General features: G+C 69.2%; 28 protein-coding genes. 17 read left to right on the plus strand and 11 right to left on the minus strand.

Translation table 11 applies throughout. The annotated features are described in order from the left end of the window. The first annotated feature begins 221 nt into the window (after positions 1-221). Together ABGB10_RS13005 and ABGB10_RS13010 are read left to right on the plus strand one after the other, a co-directional pair. On the plus strand, positions 222-950 hold the full coding sequence (locus ABGB10_RS13005) for a hypothetical protein (RefSeq protein WP_347661120.1): 729 nt from the start codon (positions 222-224) through the stop codon (positions 948-950). Positions 951-1,262: 312 nt separating this feature from the next. Then, entirely contained in the window at positions 1,263-1,454 is a 192-nt protein-coding gene (locus ABGB10_RS13010; RefSeq protein ID WP_347661121.1) for a hypothetical protein, read from the plus strand. A gap of 244 nt (positions 1,455-1,698) precedes the next feature. On the opposite strand, the gene ABGB10_RS13015 is transcribed toward ABGB10_RS13010, so the two are convergent. Next, a complete protein-coding gene (locus ABGB10_RS13015) occupies positions 1,699-2,613 on the minus strand; it encodes an SDR family NAD(P)-dependent oxidoreductase (protein ID WP_347661122.1) in 915 nt (304 codons plus the stop codon). Positions 2,614-2,714: 101 nt separating this feature from the next. Between ABGB10_RS13015 and ABGB10_RS13020 the strand changes: the two genes are divergently transcribed. Together ABGB10_RS13020 and ABGB10_RS13025 are read left to right on the plus strand one after the other, a co-directional pair. Next, positions 2,715-3,380 carry a TetR family transcriptional regulator gene (locus tag ABGB10_RS13020; protein WP_347661123.1) on the plus strand — a complete coding sequence of 222 codons (666 nt, stop codon included), beginning with the start codon at positions 2,715-2,717 and terminating at the stop codon, positions 3,378-3,380. Positions 3,381-3,434: 54 nt separating this feature from the next. Continuing rightward, positions 3,435-4,319 carry a S41 family peptidase gene (locus ABGB10_RS13025; RefSeq protein ID WP_347661124.1) on the plus strand — a complete coding sequence of 295 codons (885 nt, stop codon included), beginning with the start codon at positions 3,435-3,437 and terminating at the stop codon, positions 4,317-4,319. Positions 4,320-4,433: 114 nt separating this feature from the next. Here the strand turns inward: ABGB10_RS13025 and ABGB10_RS13030 are convergent, their stop codons facing one another. The 3 genes from ABGB10_RS13030 to ABGB10_RS13040 all read right to left on the minus strand — a co-directional run bounded on the left by ABGB10_RS13030 (position 4,434) and on the right by ABGB10_RS13040 (position 6,732). After that, positions 4,434-5,369 (minus strand): alpha/beta hydrolase, encoded by a 936-nt coding sequence (locus ABGB10_RS13030; protein ID WP_347661125.1) that lies wholly within the window; start codon positions 5,367-5,369, stop codon positions 4,434-4,436. A gap of 62 nt (positions 5,370-5,431) precedes the next feature. Next, complete coding sequence (locus ABGB10_RS13035; RefSeq protein WP_347661126.1) at positions 5,432-5,659, minus strand: hypothetical protein; 228 nt, start codon at positions 5,657-5,659, stop codon at positions 5,432-5,434. Between the two features lie 224 nt (positions 5,660-5,883). After that, positions 5,884-6,732 (minus strand): helix-turn-helix transcriptional regulator, encoded by an 849-nt coding sequence (locus ABGB10_RS13040; RefSeq protein WP_347661127.1) that lies wholly within the window; start codon positions 6,730-6,732, stop codon positions 5,884-5,886. Positions 6,733-6,861: 129 nt separating this feature from the next. Here ABGB10_RS13040 and ABGB10_RS13045 point away from each other — a divergent pair, with 129 nt between their 5' ends. Then, the gene (locus ABGB10_RS13045) at positions 6,862-7,848 is read left to right on the plus strand and encodes an aldo/keto reductase (protein WP_347661128.1); all 987 of its coding nucleotides are present in this window, start codon (positions 6,862-6,864) and stop codon (positions 7,846-7,848) included. Between the two features lie 239 nt (positions 7,849-8,087). On the opposite strand, the gene ABGB10_RS13050 is transcribed toward ABGB10_RS13045, so the two are convergent. Further along, positions 8,088-9,251 carry an FUSC family protein gene (locus ABGB10_RS13050; protein ID WP_347661129.1) on the minus strand — a complete coding sequence of 388 codons (1,164 nt, stop codon included), beginning with the start codon at positions 9,249-9,251 and terminating at the stop codon, positions 8,088-8,090. Positions 9,252-9,437: 186 nt separating this feature from the next. On the opposite strand from ABGB10_RS13050, the gene ABGB10_RS13055 reads away from it, so the two are divergent. The 4 genes from ABGB10_RS13055 (at position 9,438) to ABGB10_RS13070 (ending at position 11,310) form a co-directional block, all read left to right on the plus strand. After that, positions 9,438-9,815 (plus strand): DUF2089 domain-containing protein, encoded by a 378-nt coding sequence (locus ABGB10_RS13055; RefSeq protein ID WP_208745033.1) that lies wholly within the window; start codon positions 9,438-9,440, stop codon positions 9,813-9,815. After that, complete coding sequence (locus ABGB10_RS13060; RefSeq protein WP_347661130.1) at positions 9,815-10,072, plus strand: hypothetical protein; 258 nt, start codon at positions 9,815-9,817, stop codon at positions 10,070-10,072. The genes ABGB10_RS13055 and ABGB10_RS13060 overlap by 1 nt, the downstream gene beginning before the upstream one ends. 11 nt (positions 10,073-10,083) lie before the next feature. Beyond that, positions 10,084-10,506 carry a hypothetical protein gene (locus tag ABGB10_RS13065; protein ID WP_347661131.1) on the plus strand — a complete coding sequence of 141 codons (423 nt, stop codon included), beginning with the start codon at positions 10,084-10,086 and terminating at the stop codon, positions 10,504-10,506. Positions 10,507-10,785: 279 nt separating this feature from the next. Next, a complete protein-coding gene (locus tag ABGB10_RS13070) occupies positions 10,786-11,310 on the plus strand; it encodes a hypothetical protein (protein ID WP_347661132.1) in 525 nt (174 codons plus the stop codon). 103 nt (positions 11,311-11,413) lie between these two features. Here the strand turns inward: ABGB10_RS13070 and ABGB10_RS13075 are convergent, their stop codons facing one another. Together ABGB10_RS13075 and ABGB10_RS13080 are read right to left on the minus strand one after the other, a co-directional pair. Beyond that, complete coding sequence (locus tag ABGB10_RS13075) at positions 11,414-12,100, minus strand: Type 1 glutamine amidotransferase-like domain-containing protein (protein WP_347661133.1); 687 nt, start codon at positions 12,098-12,100, stop codon at positions 11,414-11,416. A gap of 156 nt (positions 12,101-12,256) precedes the next feature. Then, a complete protein-coding gene (locus ABGB10_RS13080; RefSeq protein WP_347661134.1) occupies positions 12,257-13,483 on the minus strand; it encodes a DUF418 domain-containing protein in 1,227 nt (408 codons plus the stop codon). 78 nt (positions 13,484-13,561) lie between these two features. Here ABGB10_RS13080 and ABGB10_RS13085 point away from each other — a divergent pair, with 78 nt between their 5' ends. Continuing rightward, positions 13,562-14,305 carry a TetR/AcrR family transcriptional regulator gene (locus tag ABGB10_RS13085; RefSeq protein WP_347661135.1) on the plus strand — a complete coding sequence of 248 codons (744 nt, stop codon included), beginning with the start codon at positions 13,562-13,564 and terminating at the stop codon, positions 14,303-14,305. 40 nt (positions 14,306-14,345) lie between these two features. Here ABGB10_RS13085 and ABGB10_RS13090 read toward each other — a convergent pair whose 3' ends face one another. Further along, positions 14,346-14,678, minus strand: a complete 333-nt coding sequence (locus ABGB10_RS13090; protein WP_347661136.1) for a hypothetical protein — start codon at positions 14,676-14,678, stop codon at positions 14,346-14,348. A 76-nt stretch (positions 14,679-14,754) separates the two neighbouring features. Between ABGB10_RS13090 and ABGB10_RS13095 the strand changes: the two genes are divergently transcribed. Further along, positions 14,755-14,934 (plus strand): hypothetical protein, encoded by a 180-nt coding sequence (locus ABGB10_RS13095; protein ID WP_347661137.1) that lies wholly within the window; start codon positions 14,755-14,757, stop codon positions 14,932-14,934. 81 nt (positions 14,935-15,015) lie between these two features. On the opposite strand, the gene ABGB10_RS13100 is transcribed toward ABGB10_RS13095, so the two are convergent. Then, positions 15,016-15,561: a helix-turn-helix domain-containing protein gene (locus ABGB10_RS13100; protein WP_347661138.1), complete on the minus strand. Its 546-nt coding sequence runs from the start codon at positions 15,559-15,561 to the stop codon at positions 15,016-15,018. 169 nt (positions 15,562-15,730) lie between these two features. Between ABGB10_RS13100 and ABGB10_RS13105 the strand changes: the two genes are divergently transcribed. The 3 genes from ABGB10_RS13105 (at position 15,731) to ABGB10_RS13115 (ending at position 18,672) form a co-directional block, all read left to right on the plus strand. Next, complete coding sequence (locus ABGB10_RS13105; protein WP_347661139.1) at positions 15,731-16,579, plus strand: oxidoreductase; 849 nt, start codon at positions 15,731-15,733, stop codon at positions 16,577-16,579. A 181-nt stretch (positions 16,580-16,760) separates the two neighbouring features. Next, positions 16,761-18,212 carry an aldehyde dehydrogenase gene (locus ABGB10_RS13110; RefSeq protein ID WP_347661140.1) on the plus strand — a complete coding sequence of 484 codons (1,452 nt, stop codon included), beginning with the start codon at positions 16,761-16,763 and terminating at the stop codon, positions 18,210-18,212. Between the two features lie 70 nt (positions 18,213-18,282). Next, the gene (locus tag ABGB10_RS13115; protein WP_347661141.1) at positions 18,283-18,672 is read left to right on the plus strand and encodes a hypothetical protein; all 390 of its coding nucleotides are present in this window, start codon (positions 18,283-18,285) and stop codon (positions 18,670-18,672) included. Positions 18,673-18,686: 14 nt separating this feature from the next. Here ABGB10_RS13115 and ABGB10_RS13120 read toward each other — a convergent pair whose 3' ends face one another. Further along, entirely contained in the window at positions 18,687-19,028 is a 342-nt protein-coding gene (locus ABGB10_RS13120; protein ID WP_347661142.1) for a GlsB/YeaQ/YmgE family stress response membrane protein, read from the minus strand. 141 nt (positions 19,029-19,169) lie between these two features. On the opposite strand from ABGB10_RS13120, the gene ABGB10_RS13125 reads away from it, so the two are divergent. Beyond that, the gene (locus ABGB10_RS13125) at positions 19,170-19,823 is read left to right on the plus strand and encodes a hypothetical protein (RefSeq protein ID WP_347661143.1); all 654 of its coding nucleotides are present in this window, start codon (positions 19,170-19,172) and stop codon (positions 19,821-19,823) included. A 100-nt stretch (positions 19,824-19,923) separates the two neighbouring features. On the opposite strand, the gene ABGB10_RS13130 is transcribed toward ABGB10_RS13125, so the two are convergent. Next, positions 19,924-20,541, minus strand: coding sequence for a TetR/AcrR family transcriptional regulator (locus ABGB10_RS13130; RefSeq protein ID WP_347661144.1), 618 nt, complete (start codon positions 20,539-20,541; stop codon positions 19,924-19,926). 106 nt (positions 20,542-20,647) lie between these two features. On the opposite strand from ABGB10_RS13130, the gene ABGB10_RS13135 reads away from it, so the two are divergent. Continuing rightward, positions 20,648-21,427 carry a glucose 1-dehydrogenase gene (locus tag ABGB10_RS13135; RefSeq protein ID WP_347661145.1) on the plus strand — a complete coding sequence of 260 codons (780 nt, stop codon included), beginning with the start codon at positions 20,648-20,650 and terminating at the stop codon, positions 21,425-21,427. After that, the gene (locus ABGB10_RS13140) at positions 21,424-21,849 is read left to right on the plus strand and encodes a nitroreductase/quinone reductase family protein (RefSeq protein ID WP_347661146.1); all 426 of its coding nucleotides are present in this window, start codon (positions 21,424-21,426) and stop codon (positions 21,847-21,849) included. The genes ABGB10_RS13135 and ABGB10_RS13140 overlap by 4 nt, the downstream gene beginning before the upstream one ends. The last annotated feature ends 220 nt before the right edge of the window (positions 21,850-22,069 follow it).

Here is a 22,069-nt window from a genome sequence, read left to right on the forward strand (position 1 = left end):
CGCCCGCATCGCCCAGGCCACCAGGGTGGTCGTCGCCCACCTGTGAGCGGGTCGGGCGCCAGCTGGCCCCACCGGGCGGGGCGCCGGTGCGCAGGTGGGGTCGACGCAGGGGGCGGGTCCCTCCGGGTGCCGCCTCGGCGTCGGTGGGGGCGGTTGCGGGGCATGGATAGACTTCGTTGGCACGAGCGACCGGCGAAGCAGCCGGTGGTGAGGAGGATCCGATGACACCTCGAGCTTGTACGGACGGCACGCTCCAGCATCTGTCCGTCGATCTCGACGACGCGCCGGGCGGCGACGGCGGGAAGACGGGTCTCACCCTGTGTTCGGCTCCGGAGCGTCCGGTCTGGAGCAGTGACCAGTGGGCGATCGACGTCGCCTACGAGATGCATCTCAGTGACACCCGCGTCGACATCGCCGCGTTGCCGCCGTGCGCGGAGTGCCTGCGGGTGGCGGAGTTGCTGGCCGACCCCGATACGGCGCCGCCGCTGCATCGCAGAGCCACCCGGCCACGCTTCGCCTCCGGGTTCACCGGTGATGAGATTCGGGCCGTCCTGCGCACCGACACTGCCACCGGCGCCTCGCTCGGCCGGCGGGCCGCCGTGCATTTGCTGACCGGCACCGCGGTGCCGGACCAGCCGGGCTTCGGTGACCTCGTGGGGATCCTGGATCTGGTGTGGGACATGGGTGACACCGTGCGGATGGGGCAGGTCACCGACTGGGCGGCGGTGGTCGACTTCGCGGCGGACGGCGACGTGCCCGACCGGGACCGGCAGATGATCGCCGTGGCCGCGAGCCTCGCCGGCGGGCCACCGGTCGACCTCGAAACCGCCGTCAGCCTCGTCGATGACCCGGCGGCGGCCCGGCGGGTCATCGAGGCGGTCGCGATCGCCACCGGTCACGGCGACCGGTGGGAGCTCACTGAGCGGTCGGTCCCGAGCGCCCGCACCTGACCTCGGTCGGGTGAACTGCCACGGCCCGCCCTGCGTCGTCAGCCGCGCCGGTCAAGGCCAACGCCTCACTCAGCGACTCGGGCGTGCCGATCGACCTGACATCCTTCCGTCTCGTCATGTCCCTTCATAGGTATGGCGGGCGCGGGCCGGAAGACTCATCACCGGGCCGGGCCGGCACCACGTCCGACGGGCGGACCTGACAGCCGCGGGGTCCGCCGTCGGCACGATCACCGCATCTCGCAGGTTTGGCCGAGGAGAACTTCGAGCACAACCAAGAAAGTCGGGTCCGGCTGCCACAGAGGAGTGAGCCCAGTGAAACGACCGACTCTCGGCATACTCCTCGTGATCCTGGGCACCATCATCGGGTTTGTGCTCGCCAGCACCGTCGGTGAGCGCTATCCAGATGCGTTCGTGGCCACATCGGCCGCGATCAGCATCCTGGGCTTGACTGCCGTACTCGTGCACCTGCTGCGCCTCCGGCGACAGCGGCAGCAAAGGGACTGAGGGAGCCACGGACATGCGCCGGGGATCAAGGGGGTTCACGGCGTCGGCAAGCGACGAGCGCACTGGTCGTGCTCGCGTTCTTCTTGTTGATCATCGCTGCGCAATTCGCCTGGCCGGAGGTGTCACCAGCACTTCGGACCTGGGCGGCGGGTTGATCGCGGTCGGGCTGCTCTTCATGGCCGTGGGCTTCGCGGTAAGGGAACGACGGCGACGTTCTGACGGCTGACAGGGGGACGCGGCACGGTCACGCCGCGACGGCTGCCCGGCCCACCGGAAACCGCACGCCGGTGAGGTCTTCCGAGACGGCCCAGAGGCGTTGCTGCAGGCTCATGTCGTAGGACTCGGGGCTTGAGGTGACCAGCCTCGGGTAGCCGCGCGCCTCGGTCGCGCCGTCGGGGCCGTAGTACTGCCCGCCGAGGACGGACGGGTCGGTGGCGGCCCGCAGGGTGGGCAACGCGCCCGCCGTCGCGGGTTGAATGATCAACGGGGCGAGCCAGGTGAGCGGTCGGCGGACGACCGCCGGGACGCTGCGGGGCAGTTCGGTGTTGGAGATGCCGGGGTGTGCGGCCACCGCGACGGTGGTGCCGTGCGCGGCGAGCCGACGCTGCAACTCGTACGTGAACATCAGGTTGGCGAGCTTCGACTGGCCGTACGCGGCGACCCGGCCGTAGGAGCGGTCCCACTGCAGGTCGTCGAAGTGGATGGCGGCGCGGATGCGGTGGCCGTTGCTGCTGACCGTGACCACCCGGGAGCCGGGCACGGGCAGCAGCAGGTCGAGCAGCAGCCCGGTGAGCGCGAAGTGGCCCAGGTGGTTGGTGCCGAACTGCATCTCGAAGCCGTCGCGGGTGGTCCGCCTCGGGGTGTACATCACGCCGGCGTTGTTGATGAGCAGGTCGATCCGTGGGTGGGTGGCGCGCAGGCCGGTCGCGGCGGTGCGCACAGATTCCAGCGAGGCCAGATCCAGTTCCTGTACGGAGACGTCGCCGTTGATCCGGGCGGCGGCCAGCTTGCCCTTCTCCGTGTCTCGCACGGCCAGCACGACCGACGCCCCGCGCTCGGCGAGCCGCCGGGCCGTCTCGAAGCCCAGCCCGGTGTTGGCGCCGGTGACCACGGCCACCCGGCCGTCCTGACGCGGGATCTGCTGCTCGGTCCACTTCATCTCAGACTCCTTATGTACCGCCGGTAACTTATGCCTGAAACGGTAAGGTACCGCCGGTACGCTGTCAAGGGACCGCCGGTACCTAAGCTAGGGTTGGCGTCATGACGTTCCAGCGGGCGCGCAGCGAGGAGCAGCGTGCGGTCCGGCGCCGGGCGATCCTGGAGACGACCTCGGCGATGCTCGACGAGATGCCGGTGGCCGAGGTGACCCTGAACGAGCTGAGCCGGCGGGTCGGCCTGGCCAAGACAGCGGTGCTGCGCTATTTCGAGTCGCGCGAGGCGATCCTGCTCGACCTGATGGACGACCGGACGACGACCTGGCTGGCCGAGCTGGAGCAGGAGCTGGCCCACGGTGTCAACCCGAGCGGGTCCGCGCTGGAACGGGCGGAGCAGGTGGCAGACGTGCTCAGCCGATCGCTTGCCGCCCAGACGGTGCTCTGCGATCTCTTCGGCGCGCAGGGCGGAGTGCTCGAGCACAACGTCTCGGTCGAGGTGGCCCGCCGGCACAAGCGGGCCTCACTGGGCAAGCTCGCGGTGATGGCCGGCCTCGTCCGGCGGGACCTGCCCGAGGTCGGCGACCACGCCGAGCTGTTCTGCCTGAACGCCTTGATCATGGGTGGCGCACTGTCCGCCTACACCTCGCCGCCGCCGAGCCTGCTCGCCGTCTACGAGTCCGAGCCGGCGCTCGCGGTCCACCATGTCGACCTGCGGTCAGCCCTGCGGCTCGCGATCATCACGTCGCTCGTGGGCATGCTGCCGCGCTCCTGAGTCCCTGCGAAATACGGTGGCCATGACCCTGCTTCCGGTCTACCGTGGCCCGCCGTGCTCTCAAACGAACAGATAATCGGACAGGCCCTGGATCGGATCGACGCCGGGTACGTCTTTCCAGAGAAGGTCGCGGACATCGAAACCGCGATCCGGCGCCGCCTCGCGGCAGGCGAGTACGACGACCTGGACGGGCCGGTGCTCTGCGAGACGGTGACCGCCCACCTGCAGGAGGTGTGCCCGGACAAACATCTGCGTCTGCTGTGGTCGGACCAGCCGCAGTCGCTGGACCCAGCAGACCAAGACGGGGGGCGGGCCGCGTTCCTCGCGCTGCTGCGGGCAGAGAACCAGGGGATCCGCCGGGTCGAGCAGCTGGACGGGACCGTCGGGCTCATCGACGTGCGGCGCATCGCGTACGCCGACGAAGGCGCCGCCGCGATCGGTGCGGCCATGCAACTGGTCGCTCTCAGCTGCGCGCTCATCCTGGACTTGCGCGCGTGCTCCGGCGGAACACCGGAGGGAGCCGCGATGTGGTGCAGCTACTTCTTCCGCGACGACCAGGTGCACCTCAACGACTTCTACGAGCGGTCCACCGGCGCCACGCGCCAGTTCTGGACGACGGCGCACCTGCCCGCACCGCGCTATACCGACCGCCCGGTCTATGTGCTCACCAGCGCGATGACGTTCTCCGGCGGCGAGGACGTGGCGTACACCCTGCAGGCGCACGGCCGGGCCGTCGTCGTCGGTGAGACGACGCGTGGCGGCGCGCATCCGACGGCCCGCCACCCGGTCACCGAACACATTCTCGTGACCGTGCCGACCGCCCGGACCGTCAACAGCGTCACCGGCACCAACTGGGAAGGTGTCGGGGTGGTCCCCGATATGCCCGTCCCGGCAGACCAGGCACTCGACGCGGCACTCAAGGCCATCTTGGGGGCGTAGGCCGCCCACGCAAACGCTCGACTGGGAAACCCCAGTCGAGCGCCTGCATAAACTGCTCACGGCCTGATCAACACGACCACATGTTGCGACGACCCCTAGAAACCGCCCCGCCGGTCAGTGCTGTGCCGCGAACATGTCTTCGATCGCCTTGATGACGAGGTCGGGGCGATCTGTCGGGATCTCGTGGGAGGTGCCCTTGGCGGTGACGAGCTTGCGGTTGGGGGCTTCCTTGACGAACGAGGCGGCGGCGTCGCGCCAGCGCTGGGCGTCCTCGGGAGACGCGGCAAAGGGGGTCTTCTCCGACACCATGACCGTGGCCGGCACGGAGGCGGGCCACTTCACCTTGTGGAAGGTCTGGTGGGCGGCGGCGAAGCCTTCCGCGGTGGAGATGAGCTGGCGGTTCGCAGGCTTCTCGGGATCCTGCTTCGCCACGTCGACGTCCGGCTGGCCTGCGGCCACGAGGCGGGGGATTTGCTCGTCGGTGAAGAACTGGGGGAGGTTGGCGTCGACGAGGACCGCGCCGGAGAGCATCTCCGGGTTGTCCTGGGCAAGGTTGTTCGCGATCTCACCGGCCTGGGAGTGGGACACCAGGGTTACGTCCTTGGTGACGCCGAGCTGCTTGAGACCTGCCTTGAGGTCGCTGACTGCGCTCTCGACCTTCCACGCGCCGGGCACCACGTCGCTCTCGCCGAGGCCGGCCCGGTCGTAGGTGATGACGGTGGCGCCGGTGGCCGCGTGAAGCTTGGGGGCGATGTCCTTCCACTGCGAGGAGTACTCGCCGCCGCCGGAGTCCAGGACGATGGTGGAACCGCTGCCCTGCGTGAGGTAAAAGGCCAGGCGATGTCCTCCGTTGTTGACCATGTGTAGCTTCGCTGCGGCCGCCCGGCTGGCCGACGGCGAGGCGGACGATGTGGGGGGTTTCGAGGTCGAGGAGGTGGCGTAGGAACCGTCGTCGCCACACGCCGTGACGCCACCGGCAGCCAGGGTCAGCACGGCGAGAGACGACAGAACGCGATACGTGGACTGGTACTTGCGGGGGGTGCGGGACATGAGGATCCTTCGACGGAAGAGGGTGCTGCTGTACCTGTCCAAGCATTCGGGCTCCTGATCGCTTACGCGATCAGGCTGGCATGTCTGTTGGTGATGAAGCTGACGCCAGTGGGCACCATGGGGTTAGCCCCCGGGCCCGGCTGATCGAAGCCGCCGCCGACACCGCCCGCCGCCGCTTCGGCGCCGCCGCCGTCATGCCCGCCACCCTCGCCACCCGCCGCACCCCGTAGACCGGAACCTGATGACAGGCACTGCACGGTTTCCAGGAAGGGCGTCTTCTTTTGGGTCATGCCCGGACCGCCGCTGCCTCAATACAGCAAGGGCGTCGCTGAACGCGCTGGTCAGCCCGGTGGTATCGGCGGCATCCGCGAGGAGCCGCATGCCGGCACGGAGTTCTGAACCGCCCCCACGGCTTGTTCGTGCTGACGCTGCGGGCGTGGCCAGCGAGAGCGGTGATCCGGTCGTCGTCGGGGTCGGTCAGAGCTCCCGTGGGCGTGCGGAACCGCGGGCACCGTCAGTGAGGCACGCCGGCCGGGAACTCCTCGACCCCCAGCACGCGCAGCAGCTCGAGTTTCTCCCGGGCCTCGGCGTCGGCCGGGGTCAGCACCAGCAGCTGCTGGCCGAGGTCGGGGGTGACCAGGGTTTCGCAGTGCATCGTGATGCGGCCCACGCGCGGGTGCATGAACGTCTTGCGGTCGGCCCGGCGCACCGCCACCTCGTGCTCGGCCCACAGCCGCAGGAAGTCGTCGCTCGCTGCCCGCAACCGTTCGATCAGGCCGGTCACGGCCGGGTCGCCGGCCCGCCGGCCGGCCACCGCGCGCAGGTCGGCGACCTGCTGGCGGGCGTGCCGCTGCCATTCCTCGGGGCCGTGGAGGTCGCGGATGACCGGGTCGGTGAAGTAGCGGTAGGCGACGTAGCGGCGGTCGCCGGTCAGCCCGGTGTGGTCGCCGGTGAGCAGGATCGACATGCGGTTTTGCGCCAGGATCTCGCCGAGGTCGGACAGGATCATGGCGGGGGTGTCGCCCACCAGGTCGAGCAGGCGGACCAGGCCGGCCCGGGCCAGGCGGGCGATGCCGTCGGCGGGCGGCGGCTGATGGCCGGCCAGGTGGAAGAGGTGGCTTCGCTCGTCGTCGGTCAGGCGCAGGGCCCGGGCCAGGGCGCCGAGCAGTTGGGTCGACGGCTGGCTGCTGCGACCCTGCTCGAGGCGGACGACGTAGTCGACGGACATGCCGGCGAGCATGGCGACCTCCTCGCGGCGCAGGCCGGCGGTGCGGCGGCGGGGGCCGTCGGCGATGCCGACCTCGGCGGGGCGGATGGCCTCGCGCCGGCGGCGTAGGAAGTCGGCGAGCTGCTCACGCTGCATGCCTCCATGCTGCCCCGGGGACTGGGCACCGAGCCAGGGAGCGGCGCTCCCACGATAAGCGCTCCGCTGTCGGCGGGCCGGACAGCGGCGCAGGGTGGAGCCGAGATCGACCGATGAGGGAGAGTTTCGATGCAGACACGCACTCTGGGCAACACGGGTCCCACGGTTTCCGCGGTGGGACTGGGGGCGATGAGCATGTCGGGCGCGTACGGCCCGGCCGATCGCGAGGAGAGCATCGCCACCGTGCGGGCCGCGCTGGACGCGGGGGTCACGCTGGTCGACACCGGTGACTTCTACGGCATGGGGCACAACGAGCTGCTGCTGTCGGAGGCGTTGCGGGGACGCGACCGGGACAGCTATCTGCTGAGTGTGAAGTTCGGGCAGCAGGTGGGGCCGGGCATGCGGTTCGCCGGTCAGGACTCCCGCCCGGCTTCGGTGCGGAACTTCCTGAGCTACTCGCTGACCCGGCTCGGCGTCGACTACGTGGACATCTACCGGCCGGCCCGGCTCGACCGGTCGGTGCCGATCGAGGACACGATCGGCGCGATCAAGGAGATGATCGACGCCGGTTACGTGCGGTATGTAGGGCTCTCCGAGATTGACGCGGAGACCGTCCGGCGGGCGCACGCCGTACATCCGGTTGTTGATCTTCAGATTGAGTATTCGCTGCTATCGCGAGCGGTCGAGGCCGACGTGCTGCCCACGCTGCGGGAGCTGGGCATCGGGCTGACCGCGTACGGGGTGCTGGGCCGGGGCCTGCTCTCGGGGAACTGGGTGCCGGGGCGGGCGGACGATCCACGTAACCACAGTCCCCGCTTCTCCGCCGAGAACGCGTCGCACAACCTCGCCCTGGTGGAGGCGTTGCGCCGCGTCGCCGACGCGAAGGGGTGCACGGTGGCGCAGCTGGCGATCGCCTGGGTGGCGGCGCAGGACCCGTCCATCGTTCCGTTGGTCGGTGCGCGCACCCGGCAGCGGCTGGCCGAGGCGTTGCCTGCGCTGGACGTGAAGCTGTCGGCCGATGATCTCGAAGAGATCGAGGCGGCCGTGCCGAAGGGTGCCGCGCGCGGTGACCGTTACCCGGCGGCGTTCATGTCGAGCCTCGGCGTCGGTAACTAGTGCCTCGTCAAGCAGCCTTTGATCGGGTGGTCCGGGTGGCGGATCTTGGGCCTGGTCGCGAATCCGGACTTCGGTCGGGCTCGTCGGTTGCCAGCGGATGTAGTCGCCGATTCGACCGGACGCATGCGTGGGCAGGAACACCAAGTCCACGATCAGGTGCTGGCGCTGGTCGGCCAGCGGCGGCGCAGGGTGGTCGTAGAGGTCCAGGACCCGGCGCATCCACGTTCCAAGACGAGGCACTAGACCGTGCTGGCCTCGCGGACTATCCGGTTGGCGGTCTCCGGCGGGCAGCCGGTCGCGCGGAGCAGGTCGCTGGCCATTGTGCGTAGCTGGATCACCATCGCGTCGGAAAACGGCTTGCTCCCCTGGCGGTAGGCGCGCCCGGCCAGCCGCGCGCCGTCCGACACCGCTTGGTACGTCCGGTTGAAGGGTTGGCCCGCGCGTGCCTCCCGCCTGAGCAGGTGGACCGCCTCGGCGATCTTCTGCACGGCGGCCGGAAGTTCCTCCGGCACCGGTTCGTCGTACTCCAGCGTGGTCACCGCCCATCGGGCGAGCTCGCGGGCTTCGAGGCTCACCCGGTGGACGTGGGGGATGCCGTTGCGGTAGTGCTCGACATCGAGTCGGCGTTGCCAGCGCGCCGGGGCGATCACCGTGACTTCCTCGGCGCCGCCCAGGGCCTCGTCCATGCGTTGCAGGTCGGGGTCTGTCGCACTCAGCTGATCCAGTGCGCGCATCGCCCGGTCCCGGTCGCGCTCGGCCAGCGCGTGTCCCACCTCCTGCAGTTGCGTACGCAGGGCCGAGGTGACCGGTGCGGTGGCGCGTTCGAGAACGCGCATCGGATTGATGGGCAGCAGGAGTGCGACCACCACCAGAGCGATGACGCCTCCCACGCCGGCGTCGACGATCCGCGCCCACTCAAGGCCCCGCTCGAACTGCGAGAACGTTGCGATCAGCACGGCGGTGCTGCCGGCCTGCGCGACCAGCGCTCCGCTGTGCCCGGTCGCCAGCAGGGCGACGGCGATGGCCAGCCCCACCACCAGGCCGATCTGCCAGAGCCCGAAGCCGAGGAAGCGCACGAGGAGGTCACTGACCACCAGGCCGAGCCCCACGCCGAGCATCAGTTCGGCGGTGCGTCGGGCGCGCTGCCCGAGGGCGGCGACGATCGTCCCGACGGCCGCGCTGGGCGCGAAGATCGGCGAAGGGCGGTCCAGGACGTAGTGCGCCAGCCCCCAGGACAAGGCCGCGGCCAGCCCGCACTGGGCTGCGACGAGCAAGATGACGCTGAACAGCCGGAGCCTGAGTCGTCCCGCCTCGCCCCCACGACGCCGCGCCCGAGCTGCCACCGCGGTGACCGCCCCAACAGCGGCGTCGGGGTGCGAGCGGTCCTCGTGGTCAGCAGCCATGGGGAGTGTTACCCGGCCCGGCCCGCACAAACCTGCGGCCGTCCAGCGCGACAGCCGGCCTACCCGAAGGGCCGGGGCCGGCGCGAGGGGCGCAGCGGGGGCCACCTCCCCGGCCACGAGCTCGGTCTTAAGAAAATTAAGGTCCAAGTCTTGGAAGTTGAAGATTCTTAAGGTACAAATTTAGGTATGACAGAGCAGGCGATGGACTGGCAGGAACTGACCAGCCTGACCAGGGGCCAGCCGTTCGTCGTCGAGCGGGTGCGCCTGGCGAGCAACGGCGTCGCGATCGAGGGTGAGTTCGAGCTACCGCAACTGGCTCAGCTCAACGTCGAGGACCAGGTCTTCGTCACGGCGTTCGTGCGCTGCCACGGTTCGATCAAGGAGATGGAACGCATCTTCGGGGTGAGCTACCCGACGATCAAGTCACGACTCAACCGGATCACGCAGATGCTCGACTTCGTCGAGACCGACCCGGCACCGTCACGGGCAGACATCATCGACAGGCTGCGCCGCGGTGAGATCACCGCACAGCAGGCGTTGGCCGAGCTGGACGGCCGATCGTGATGCCGCAGTTGGTGACCGTGAAGGTCAACCGCCCGGACCATCGGCCCCTCCGCTTCTGGGTTCCGGTGCTGCCCGTGGCGCTCGTACTCCTGCCGGTCGTGATCCTGGTCGTCCTCGCGGCGATCGTGGCCTGCCTCGTGTTCCGCATCCGTGTGATGCGGGCGCTCGGTGCCGGTTGGTGCGTCATCTCCGCGCTGCCCGGCGCCCGCTTCGACATCGAGCAGGGCCGCACGGCCGTGCTCGTCGCTATCCGATAGGAGAGGTTCAGATGACCGAACAACGCAAGGACATCCTCGACATGCTGGCCGCCGGCAAGATCACCGCAGAGGAGGCGGAGCAGCTCATCGCCGCCATCGAACGGGACCAGGCACCGGCGGTGGCAGGTCACGACCTCCGACCGAAGGGCAAGGTGAAGTACCTGCGGGTGGTGGTGGACGCCACCGACAACGGCGAGCCGTCGCGGGTCAACGTGCGGGTGCCACTGCAACTGCTGCGGGCCGGCGTACGGCTGGCGGCGCTGGTCCCGCCGCAGGCCCTGGTCAAGGCCAACGCCTCACTCAGCGACTCGGGCGTGCCGATCGACCTGACGCAGCTCAAGCCCGAGCAGTTGGAGGCGCTCGTGGAGCACCTCGACGAGGTGACCGTGGAGGTGGACTCCCCCGATGCCACCGTGCGGGTCTTCTGCGAGTAGGCGCCGTCTGATGGGACGGCCCCTCGAGAGGGTGCTGGAACACCCTCCCGAGGCTGCGCCCGCCGCAGCAGAGCACAGGTGAACTGCCAACCTGAAGTCTAGCCACTCACCAGCACACCAGCGGAGGGACCACTCGGACGGGTGGTCCCTCCGCTCGTCGGGACGGGCATAGTCGAGGTCGACAGGCAGCGGAACCTGGTCGGTCAGCAGTCATGCAGGCAGCGCCACGTCAACCAGGAATGCCCTACAGTCGTCGGCACGGTCGGCGGAAGGACCCTTGTGGACGAGAACGACAGGACGACGTTCCGTACGTCCACCCGCCTCACCTTCGTGTTCATGCTGCTGATGGGGCTGCTGGCCTGGGTTCTCGTCCACACCGTGCTGGCACTCATCGCCGGACGGCTGCCGGCCGACTACACGAACATCGCCGTTTCCGGTGCCCTCTACGCCGTCGTCTTCAGCGTTCTCTCGGTTGTGCTGCATCGGAAGAACTGGTCATCGGTCGACGTCACCGCTCCGACGCTGGGGCTCGTCGAGAAGGGGCGATCCGCCGTCCTCCCGTGGCAGGCGATCCACTCGGCGACGGTTCGCCGCCCTGGCCCGTTCGCCGTCCTCCAGGTCACCGTGCGCCCAGGAGCGGTCGCACCGCCCGGCACGACGCTTCGTCCACGGATCCGTGCCGGCCAGCCTGTCTACACGGTCAACGTCGGCCTGCTTCGGCCCGCGACGGGCGCCCTGCGTGACGCACTCGCCCGCCACCTGCCACCGGTCCCGGCGTCGGAACGGGACGCACCCCGTAGGTAGTGAGGGTTCCGGCCACCCCGGGAAAGACCACCATCGAGGTACGCGGAGAGTCTTTCGCCAACCCGGGCGGCGAGTCGGTGCTCGACTGAAGGGAACGCCCCGCTCAGGGGTTGATCAGTGCCCACTCGCCTTCGGAGACGACGTCGACGGTGCCGTCGACCACACGGATGGCGGTGTTGTCGTCGATGGCGTACGTCGGGACCGGGATTCCGGAGGCCCACTTCTGGATGTCGGACAACGTGGTGTCCGCCATCTCCGGATGGTTGAGGTGGGGGTACAGCGTGAAGTCCACCAGCCCCAACGCCCGGTCGGCGTCCTGCACCATGTCGCTGCCGTCCGGGACGAACCCGAGATCGAACTCAGCGTCGCAGTTGTGCGGCGTGACCGCGATGCTCCCGGCGCTGACCCCCACATAGACCATGTCACTCAGCGACGGCAGGAGGTCGGCCAGGCCCGACTGGCGCATCCAGTGGGTCAGGTACAGCACGTCGCCGCCCCAGACGAGGAGGGCGTCGGCCTCCCGGACGGCCGGGACCCAGTTCTCTTTCCGAATGGTCGGCAGCGCGGTGAGCTCCAACAACCCCAGGGACTTCCAACCCAGCTGACACAGCGGAATGTCGGCCCGACCGTGAACTGCCTTCCACGCCCGCTCGGCCCCGCCGGGGAAGGGGTAGACAGCGGTGGGGATGAACAGGGCCGTGGACTCGGCGATCGGCTTGCCCAGCAGGCCGACGAGCGCGTCGGAGATGCTCGGGTTACTGATGCCCCCCGAGGTGATAAGGAACTTCACGGAAATCCGCCCCCTGAAGCTGATCTACAGACGTCGACTGAGGAAGGGCCGATCGTGACCATCGGAAACCGAACCCTCCCACGAATCCTCTGCGCCTGCTGACCGCCGTGCTCGCCACCGGCCTGTCCGCGGTCGATGGTCCGAGCAACAGGTCGCTCACCAGCGTCGCCTCAGCCCGCTAGAGATCACGCCGGTCTCCGCCGTCTTTCCGTTCGTCACCCGCCGTAGCGCCCACTCCGCCGGCCCGTACCGGTGATGGCGCAGCCACCACGCGCTCACCGCGAGCTGTGCCGTGAAGATCAGCAATGCCAGGCCGGTCGTCCCCACCGGCGAGACGCTTCCGGCCAGGCCGAGCCCGATCCCGCTGAAGATGAGCAGCCCCAGCAGCGATTGCCCCAGATAGTTGGTGAGCGCGATCCGCCCTGCCGGTGCCAGGGCTGACCGCACGAACCCGAACCGCGGGCCGTGCATCATCCGCAGCAGCGTGGCCACGTAAGCAGCCGTCAGCAGCGGAGCGGTCGCCGCGCTCACGCCGACGGCCAGTGGCTCGCCGTTGCCGCCGCCCAGCGCATACACCACACCGCCCGCGATACCCACGAGGAAGCCGATCCACTGGATCCGCCGCAGCACCGGCTCGTGCCCGCTGACGCCGACGAGGAGCTGCCGTCGGCCGGCAACCATGCCGAGCAGGAACATCGCCAGCGCCGTCGGCCCCTGGAACGTCGCGGACTGGAGCACCAGGAGGGGAAGCCCGGAGAGGTGGTGGCCGATGACGTCGCCCCAGCTGCCCAGCATCGCGGCCGTCGCCTTCTCGGCGTTGGCCAGCGCCTCGGCTCGGGTCGGCAGGAACGCGGAGGAGTTCACGAGGAGCCCGCTGGCCAGCAGGCTCAGCAGCACGATCCCGTAGAGCACGCCGGCGACGCGCAGCGCCGTCCGGTCGCGGACCCGGCGCATCGCGAGCAGGACCAGGCAGACCACCGCGTACGTCATCAGGATGTCGCCGCCGTACAGGAGCGCGGTATGCAGGACGCCGAGGATGAAGAGGCCGGCGATCCGGCGCAGCATCCGCGGCCCGAACGCGGCGCCCGCTCGCCCGGCCGCCGCCATCTGCAGGGTGAAGCTGTATCCGAACAGGAACGAGAAGAGGAGGTAGAACTTCATGTCGACGAACACTGCGGACAGCGACCGCGCCGCGTCGTCGAGGACCGACGAGAACGCCGGGTCCGTGACCAGGTTGCCCGGGTAGCCGGAGGCCATGAAGGTGATGTTCACGACGAAGATCCCGAGCAGCGCGAAGCCGCGCAGCGCGTCGAGGTCGTGGAGGCGTTGCCCGGCGGGTGCCCGGCTCGCCGTGGCGCCGATTGCGCCCGCTGACACGTCCATATGCTTCTTCTCCCCGTCCCGCCCGACGACAGCGTTAATGTACAGGAGATACTATCCATGGGACACAGTTTGCCGTCAATGGCCGATGATGTGCCCGCCGACCTGGCGCGGCTCTGGCGACTGCCGACATCCGCACGCCGCGGTCGGCCCGCTGAACTCGACGTCGAGCGGATCGTCGCCGCTGCGGTGCACCTGGCGGACCACGAGGGGCTGGACGGGGTGACCCTGCAGAAGGTCGCGCAGACTCTCGGCTTCACCAAGATGTCGCTGTATCGGCACGTGGGCTCGAAGGAGGAACTCGTCGAACTGATGACCGACCACGCCACCGGGTCCGCCCCCCGACTGGACGCGGACAACTGGCGTGACGGCGTCCATCGCTGGGCGGCGGCGATCCGCGACCGGTACGCCGAACACCCGTGGCTCGTGGAGGTTCCGATCGCCGGCCCGCCCCGAGGGCCGAATGCCATCGGCTGGATGGACGCGTTCCTGCGGGTCCTGCACGACACTGGCCTGGACCCAAGGACGAAGGCAGGCGTACTCGTCGTCGTCAGCGGTTACGTGCGCAACGCGATCCTGCAGGGCCGGCAGATGGCGCAGGGCCGCAGCGGCACCGGGCTCAGCCAGGCCGACGTCGAGCAGAACTACGGCCACGCCCTCGCCGCGCTCGTCCACCCGGAGCGCTTCCCCGAGGCCGCGCCGCTGTTCGCGGCGGGCGCGTTCGAGAGCGAACCGGGCGAGGACCCGGAGGACCAGGACTTCACCTTCGGCCTCAACCTGATCCTCGACGGCGTCGAGGCCGCCATCGCGAGGCGCACGTCCTGAAGCGCATCAGGATCCCTTAAGCCGCCGGGTGGCACGAGTGTCAGCTGGGCGGGGGCGGGCACTCCAGGACCGCGATCGAGTTCCCGGCGAACAGCCCCAGGTGCGGGTGCCCGGAGAAGATCTGAACGGCCTCGTCGTGCGAGCCCGCTTCGACGATGGTGTAGCCGGTAAGAGAGTCGGTGACGTCCTCGACACTCTGCGCGGTGACCAGCTTCTTCGCGTTCAGCGGAGCACCCGGGTCGATGATGGCCTTCTCGTTGGCCTGCGCCCACGACGCCCAGGCGTTGATGAACTCGGTCTGCTGCTGTTCGGTGAGGTCGGCCTTGCCGGCCTCGTCAGCCGCGCCGTGGAACAGCGCGAGGAATCTGCCCATTCCCGCATCGTATTGGACGGCATCCCCCTCGCCGCCAGCCTGACCGGCGGCACCACACCCGTCATCGCCCGACGCGGTGTCCCACACGACTCCGGGCTCGGTACCCGACTGGGTCGTCGAGCAGGCCATCGCCCTCCTGCGCTGGTTCCGCCACCTGCGCATCCGCTGGGAGATCCGCGACGACATTCACGAAGCCGTCCTCACCCTCGCCTGCGCCATCATCTGCTGGCGCCGACTTCAACACTCAACGAGTTAGGAGTTTTCAGTCAGCCGGGAGCGGAGGCTGCCCGGTAGTCGCCCGCCGTGCCAGGCGGGTGGTGCGGTGAACGGGGGACCGTCAGGCCGCGCCGAGGCCGTTCATGAAGGTGGCTACGACGAGGTCGGCGGCTTGCGGCGGCGTCAGGGTGGGGAACTGGTGGGCGGCGGCGTCGACGAGTTGGTCGAGGACCGTTCGCGCCCAGGTCATGTCCACGTCGCCGCGGAGGTATCCCTCGTCTCGTGATCGGCGGATGAAGGCGTCAACTCGGGCGCTCTGCTCCTGACGGCGGATGCTGGCGGCAGGGTCGTCGTGCATCATGCGGCGAGTGTCGAGAGGCCATTCGCGGCTGACGGGGACGATTCCCTCCACGTAGCGGTGCAGGGCGACGGGCACGGGGGCCTCGGTCAGGCGGGCCTCGTCGAGGACGTTCTCGGCGGAGTCGAGCTTGGCCTCGAAGACGGCACTGAGCAGGGCTTCGCGGTTCGCGAAGCGGCGGTGCACGGTGGTGCGGTCCACTCCGGCGGCAGCGGCGACGGCTGACATGGAGGTGCCGGGGTCCTCGGCCAGAAGTCGAGCTCCGGCGCGGAGGACGGCATCTAGATTACGGGCGGCATCGGCTCTCATGGTGCTGCGATCATACTCGACTGTTTCAGCTACACGGCAATCTTCTGCGTGTGAGTCGCGGAACAGAATTTTACCGCCTCAAGCTTGTTGCATTTAGCGACCGTAACTCTACGGTTGTGTTGCTGCCCGCTTCGGGTGGCGAGGAATGACAAGCGAGAGGATACGTACGATGACAAGGACTTGGCTGATCACCGGTAGCTCGCAGGGCCTGGGCAAGGCACTGGTGCTCGCAGCGCTGGAGGCCGGCGACCGAGTGGTGGCGACTTCCCGCAAGCCGGAAGCGCTGGCTTCCCTGGTGGCAGAGCACCCCGAGCGTCTCGCGGCCGTCGCGCTCGACGTCACCTCCCCGGCGCAGGCCCGAGAGGTGGTCGCCGCGGCGGTGCAGCGGTTCGGCTCCATCGACCTGGTGGTCAACAACGCGGGCTATGCCACCAGCGGCTCGATCGAGGACTTCCCCGAGGAGGAATTCCGCGCGCAGGTCGAGGCGAACCTGTACGGCGTGGTCAATGTGACGAGGGCGGTCCTACCCGTGATGCGCGGGCAGCGCTCCGGGCACATCGTGCAGATCTCCTCGATCGGCGGCCGGGTGGGCGGCACCCCTGGCCTGGGTGCCTACCAGACGGCGAAGTTTGCTGTGGAGGGCTTCTCCGAGGTCCTCGCCAACGAAGTGGCCCCCTTGGGCATCAAGGTCACCATCGTCGAGCCGGGTGGTATCCGCACCGGCTGGGCCACCGGGGCCGCCCAGCCCTCCGGTCCCATCACGCCTGACTACGAGCAGACGGTTGGCGCATGGCTGGATCGATTCGCACAGTATGCCGGGAACGAGCCCGGCGACCCGGACCGCATGGCCCGCGCCATCGTCGACACCGTGGACACCGTGGACACCGTGGAGCCTCCGCGCCGGCTGCTGCTCGGCAGCGACGCACTAGGGATCGCGATCAGCTCAGAGGAAGGCCGTATAGCGGAAGCCAACTCGTGGGCCGAGGTGAGCCGGTCCACGGATTACCCCACCGCCTGACCGACACCGTGGTGGCTCGGAACGTGCAGCGGGGCGACCCGGCCACGATGGCCGCGTCTCCGCCGACCGCGACGGACTCGGCGATTTCGCCGAGTCCGTCGCGCGGATGGTCCGCCCGGCCGCGCGCCGACATCCACCCCGCCCGCATACCTCCACCCCTTCTCATCTCAAGGAATCAAACATGACTGTGCGCGACAAGCTCTACATCGGTGGTTCCTGGGTGACTCCCAGCGCGCCGGACCTGATGCTCGACATCCTGTCCCCGCACGACCAGTCGGTGCTCGGCCGCGTGGCGCAGGCCGCACCAGCCGACATCGACAAGGCTGTCGCCGCCGCGCGTGAGGCGTTCGACCACGGTCCGTGGCCGCGCACCTCGCCGAAGGAGCGCCAGGACGTCGTGCGTCGTTACGACGCGCTGCGTACCGCCCGGGCGGACGAGATCGCCGCGGCGATCTCCAGGGAGAACGGCTCGGCAGGCTGGTTCACCAAGATCGGTCAACCCTTTCTGACCCGTCAGACCAACGCCTACCTCCATGCAGCCGAGGAGTTCGGCTGGGAGGAAATCGTCGCGCCGTCCGACCCTTCGGTGGCCTTCGACACCATCGTCCGGCGCGAGGCGATCGGTGTGGTCGCCGCGGTCATCCCGTGGAACTCCCCGTTCTCCGCCGCCACCGCGAAGCTGATCCCGGCTCTGCTGGCGGGCAACACCGTCGTGCTCAAGGTCTCCCCGGAGAACTCGCTGAGCATGATGCTGCTGGCGGACCTCTGGCACGAGGCCGGGCTGCCCGAAGGCGTCCTCAGTGTGCTCCCGGCGGACCGGGAAACCAGCGAGCACCTCGTCTCGCACGCCGACGTCGACAAGATCTCCTTCACCGGCTCGACCCGCGCCGGCCGGCGGATCGCGGCGATCGCCGGGCAGCAACTCAAGCGAGTCGGTCTGGAACTGGGCGGCAAGTCTGCCGCACTGATCCTGGACGACGCGGACCTGGCCGCCGCGATGCAGGGACTGCGGTTCGGCTCGCTGGGCAACAACGGCGAGGCGTGCATCCTGCAGACCCGCATCCTGGCTCCACGCAGCCGTTACGAGGAGGTTGTCACCGCCGTGAAAGACATGGTCGAGTCGCTGAAGGTCGGCGACCCCGCCGCATCCGACACCTTCATCGGCCCGATGATCCGCCGCGACCAGCAGCAGCGTGTGATCGACTACATCACCATCGGCATCGAGGACGGCGCGCGTCTGGTGACCGGCGGCCCGCAGATCCCCGCCGGCCTGGAGAAGGGCAACTACGTCACCCCGACCGTGTTCGCCGACGTCGACAACGGCATGCGCATCGCGCAGGAGGAGGTTTTCGGCCCGGTCCTGGTCGTCATCGCCTACGACGACGATGACGACGCCGTGCGAATCGCCAACGACTCCGAGTACGGCCTGTCCGGCGGAATCTGGTCCGCGGACGTTGCCCGCGCCCTGGCCGTCGCCCGCCGCCTGCGTACGGGCACCGTCACGCTGAACGGCTCGCCGATCAGCTTCGACGGACCCTTCGGTGGCTACAAGGCCAGCGGTCTCGGCCGCGAGTACGGCAAGGTCGGCCTGACCGGCTACGTCGAGCATAAGTCGATCACCCGCACCCGGTAGTCGTAAGATCTTCGATTGGAAGAAGCCGCGCTCCGACCACGGCTTGCCCGCCGCTGGCACCATCATTCCGATGAACGTTCGTCGCCTGGCTGCCATCGACATGCACGGCAGCCGAGGAACCATCCCCCGACGGCGGATCATCCTGGCCGAGTTCCTCGTCGGCGTGGTGCTGATGGTGACGTGGGGTGGTTGGCTGCTGGCGTCAGCGAACGGCTTCGGCACCCGAGCGATCGGCCTGTGGTTGGTCGGCGCGGGTCTCAACTACGCGCCACTGTCCCGGTACGCGCTCGCACTGATGCGGCTCGGGGCCCTCGACGCCGAGCTGGCCGGCGTCGACATCGACGGGGAACTGCGCCGGTACACAGTGCTTCAGCTCTGGGTCTTCGTGCCGCTGTCGCTGGTGGCCTTCGCCGTCAGCAACACGCTGGCCCGACGTAGGGCCCGGCTGACGGCCGACTGAGCGGGGTCGGCTCGTCAGCTCTTGGCCTTGCTGCGACGGGGCCGCCGACGAGGGGTTTCGTCACCACCGGCAAGCCGGGTGAAAGTCAGCATGTTCGCCAGCGCCACGGCGACGATCGCGAGGCCGACCTGGATCGCGAGCACGATCCAGTCCCAGCGCAGCACCCACACCTTCACACCGGCGTCGTCGTCGACGTGGAGTGCCCTGGCGACCACTGTGCCCAGCACCGCCGAGCCGACGCCGAGGACGAACGTGGCGAAGACGCCGATCCGTTGCCTCCCCGGCAGAATGAGTCGCCCGAGCAGGCCGACGAGCGCGCCGATGAGCACCGCGCCGAGATAACCGGTTACCAGCATTGCTGTCTCTCCCCTCCAGCAGTGCCGGAATACATGCCCGAATCTCACGTTCCCGGAAACCCCGCCCCGATCAGGGACCGCGGTGATGTCACCCTGACCCACTACTCTGGCGGAGCTTTCGCACCCGAACGAAGGACGCTCATGGCCCGCCCCTACCAGCCCGGCCCGAAGCAATTCGTCTTCGCAGCCGGCGACGGCGACGACCAGCACGTCACGGTCGGCGACCCGCAGGAGGCGTACGTGGCGTTCTCGGCGTTCTTCCGCAGCCGCGAGGCTGATACGTACACCATCACTGACGCACCGGCAAGGCAGAGTGTGGTGCTCATGCCCCGCCTGGGGGTGATCTCCCGGATCAGTGATGCGGACCAACCTCGGTCGGAGCACCTGAAGGTCGACCGGGCCAACCGCTACCTGCCGAGCGCGATGTTGTTCTTCGAGAACGGGTATGCCGGGCTCGACCACTTCGGCCAGTGGTTCTCCGACCTCTCCGAGCTCGACGCGTCACCGGAGACCCGGGGTGCCGCCCGCGCCGCCACGTTCGCGACGGAGGCAGCGGCCATCGACGAAGTGGGCCGGATCTGGGCGGATTCCGGCTACGTCGACCCGACCGACCAGTACTACATCTTCTTCGACTCGAAGGACATCGACGACGACCGGGCCGACCGCGCCGAACTGCTCCAGTTGATCGAGTTCCTCGGTCTCGAACGGGTCGACGCCCCGGCCGAGGCGACCGAGGGCGAAGTCTGGGTGCGCTCCGACCCACGCCTTGACGCCCAATGCGAACAGTGGGCGTGACGGGTCGAACGTTGGGGCTGACGACCCGGGCAGGGTGGCGCGATCAGCGGGTGAGCGGGGCTGTCGTGGTCGGTGCCGGTGCAGCCGCCTGGTCCACCTTCTATCGGTTTGCGTGCCGGCCGTATCGCGCGACCATGGTGCGGACGGCGTCGTCCACCACCGCGATCACGCGCTCCGGGGTCACCGTCCATCCCGGGATCAGCAGGCTCGGCCAGAACAGGTAGTTGGAGATCATCCCGAGGAACTGCGTGGCGGCCATCTGCGGGTCCGCGATGTCCGCCGTCCCCGCGTCGTGCTCGGCCACGAGGTAGGCCCGAACCGTCTCGAAGTACGGCAACTTGCCCTCGGCGAAGTGCGACTTGGCCAACTCCGGAAAGCGGGGCAACTCGGCGATGACGATGCGGAACAGATCCGCCATCCCCGGCCGCCCCAACAGCGCCGCATAGTGCCGCCCGAGCGCGGTCAGGCCGGCTGCCAGGTCGCCTGCTGACGGCACCTCGGCGTCGTCACCACCGGCCCAGGAGTCGATGACGATGGCGTCGAACAGGGCCGCCTTCGTCGGGAACTGCTTGAACAGCGTCGCCTTCGACACCCCGGCTTCCTCGGCGATGCGCGCCAGCGACGCCCGGTCGTAGCCCAACTCCAAGAACAACTGCGTAGCGGCCCGCACGATCAGCGCGCGCTTCTGCTGAGCCACCCGCTGGTGATAGGTCGTCATGCGGCCATCATAGCGAGGTGAGTGGGTTGACTCACCACTCGTGGCGGCGTACGGTTCCCATGGTGAGTCGTCCGACTCACCATTCGCCCGCTCACGGAGGACCCGCATGTCCCGCTTCACCGCTCAAACAGTTCTCGTCACCGGCGGCACGGGTGGGCAGGGCGCCAGCCACGTACGCGCCTTCCACGCCGAGGGCGCCAACGTCGTCATCGCCGACATCGACGCCGAGCGCGGCGCCGCCCTCGCCGCCGAACTGGGTGACACAGCGCTCTTCGTGCGCCTCGACGTCTCCGACGAGAAGTCGTGGGACGCCGCCGTCGCGGTGACCGAGGAAGCGTTCGGCGCGCTCACCATCCTGGTCAACAACGCCGGAGTGCAGAACCCGCCGGCCCTCATCGAGTCCACCGATCAGGCCACGTGGGATCGCATCCTCGACATCAACCTCACCGGCACGTTCCTCGGCATCAAGACCGCCGCACCTGCGCTGCGGCGAGCGGGCGGCGGGGTGATCGTCAACATCGCCTCGATCATGGGCACCGGAGGCACCGCCTTCTACGCGCCCTACGTCGCCAGCAAGTGGGCCGTCCGCGGGCTCACCCAGACCGCCGCCCTCGAACTGGGTCGCGACAACATCCGTGTCAACACCGTCCACCCCGGCGTCGTCGCCACCGCGTTCATCACCGAACCAGCGGCCGGTGCCGACGCCCCGATCGCCGACTTCTACTCCCCCGAGCCGTTCGCCGTCCCCCGGCTCGGACAACCCGCCGACATCACCGCAACGCTGCTGTTCCTCGCCTCGCCTGACGCCGCCTTCATCACCGGCGCCGAGCACGTCGTCGACGGCGGGCTTCTCCTCGGACCGGCCCTGAAGAACGAGGCCGCATGACGTCGCTGTCGCACCTACCGCCGGAGATCAGGCGAGCCATCGAGATCACGCCCGCGGCCGGCACCCGCGAACGGATCGTGGACATCACCACCACCGGGCGGCGCACCGGACGCCCCCGCCGCATCGAGATCTTCTTCTACCGCGCCCACGGCGCCACCTACCTCTGCAGCGGCGCGGGCGGAGGCCCCACCGGCTGGAGCGCGAACCTCCGTGCGAACCCCGCCTTCACCTTCCACCTGAAGAACGGCATCACGGCCGACCTGCCGGCTCACGCCACCCCCGTCACCGACCCGGCCGAACGAGCGGCGGTCCTCGCCGCCATCGTCGACGACCTCAACCAGCCCCACGATCCCGGCACGATCCGGCCGACACGGTTGGCGGACTGGGCGAACAGCAGACTGATGCGCATCGAATTCGACTGAGGTCGCAGGTCGCCAGATGCCGCCGCGCGTCGTCTCTCACTCGGTAGCTGCCGTCAGCGGGTGAGGCCGACCAGCGTGGCCAGTCGCGCCACGCCGGCCGGCGCCGGCTGCGCGCGGGCGACATCGGCGATGACGGTACGCGCCAACGGCCGGCACCGAACCTCAGCCGGCGCGACACTGTCCGCGTCGACCAGGGCGCGTGCCGCCCCTCCCGCCGCAC

The organism is Micromonospora sp. B9E7 (assembly GCF_039871815.1).
Lineage (GTDB): Bacteria > Actinomycetota > Actinomycetes > Mycobacteriales > Micromonosporaceae > Micromonospora.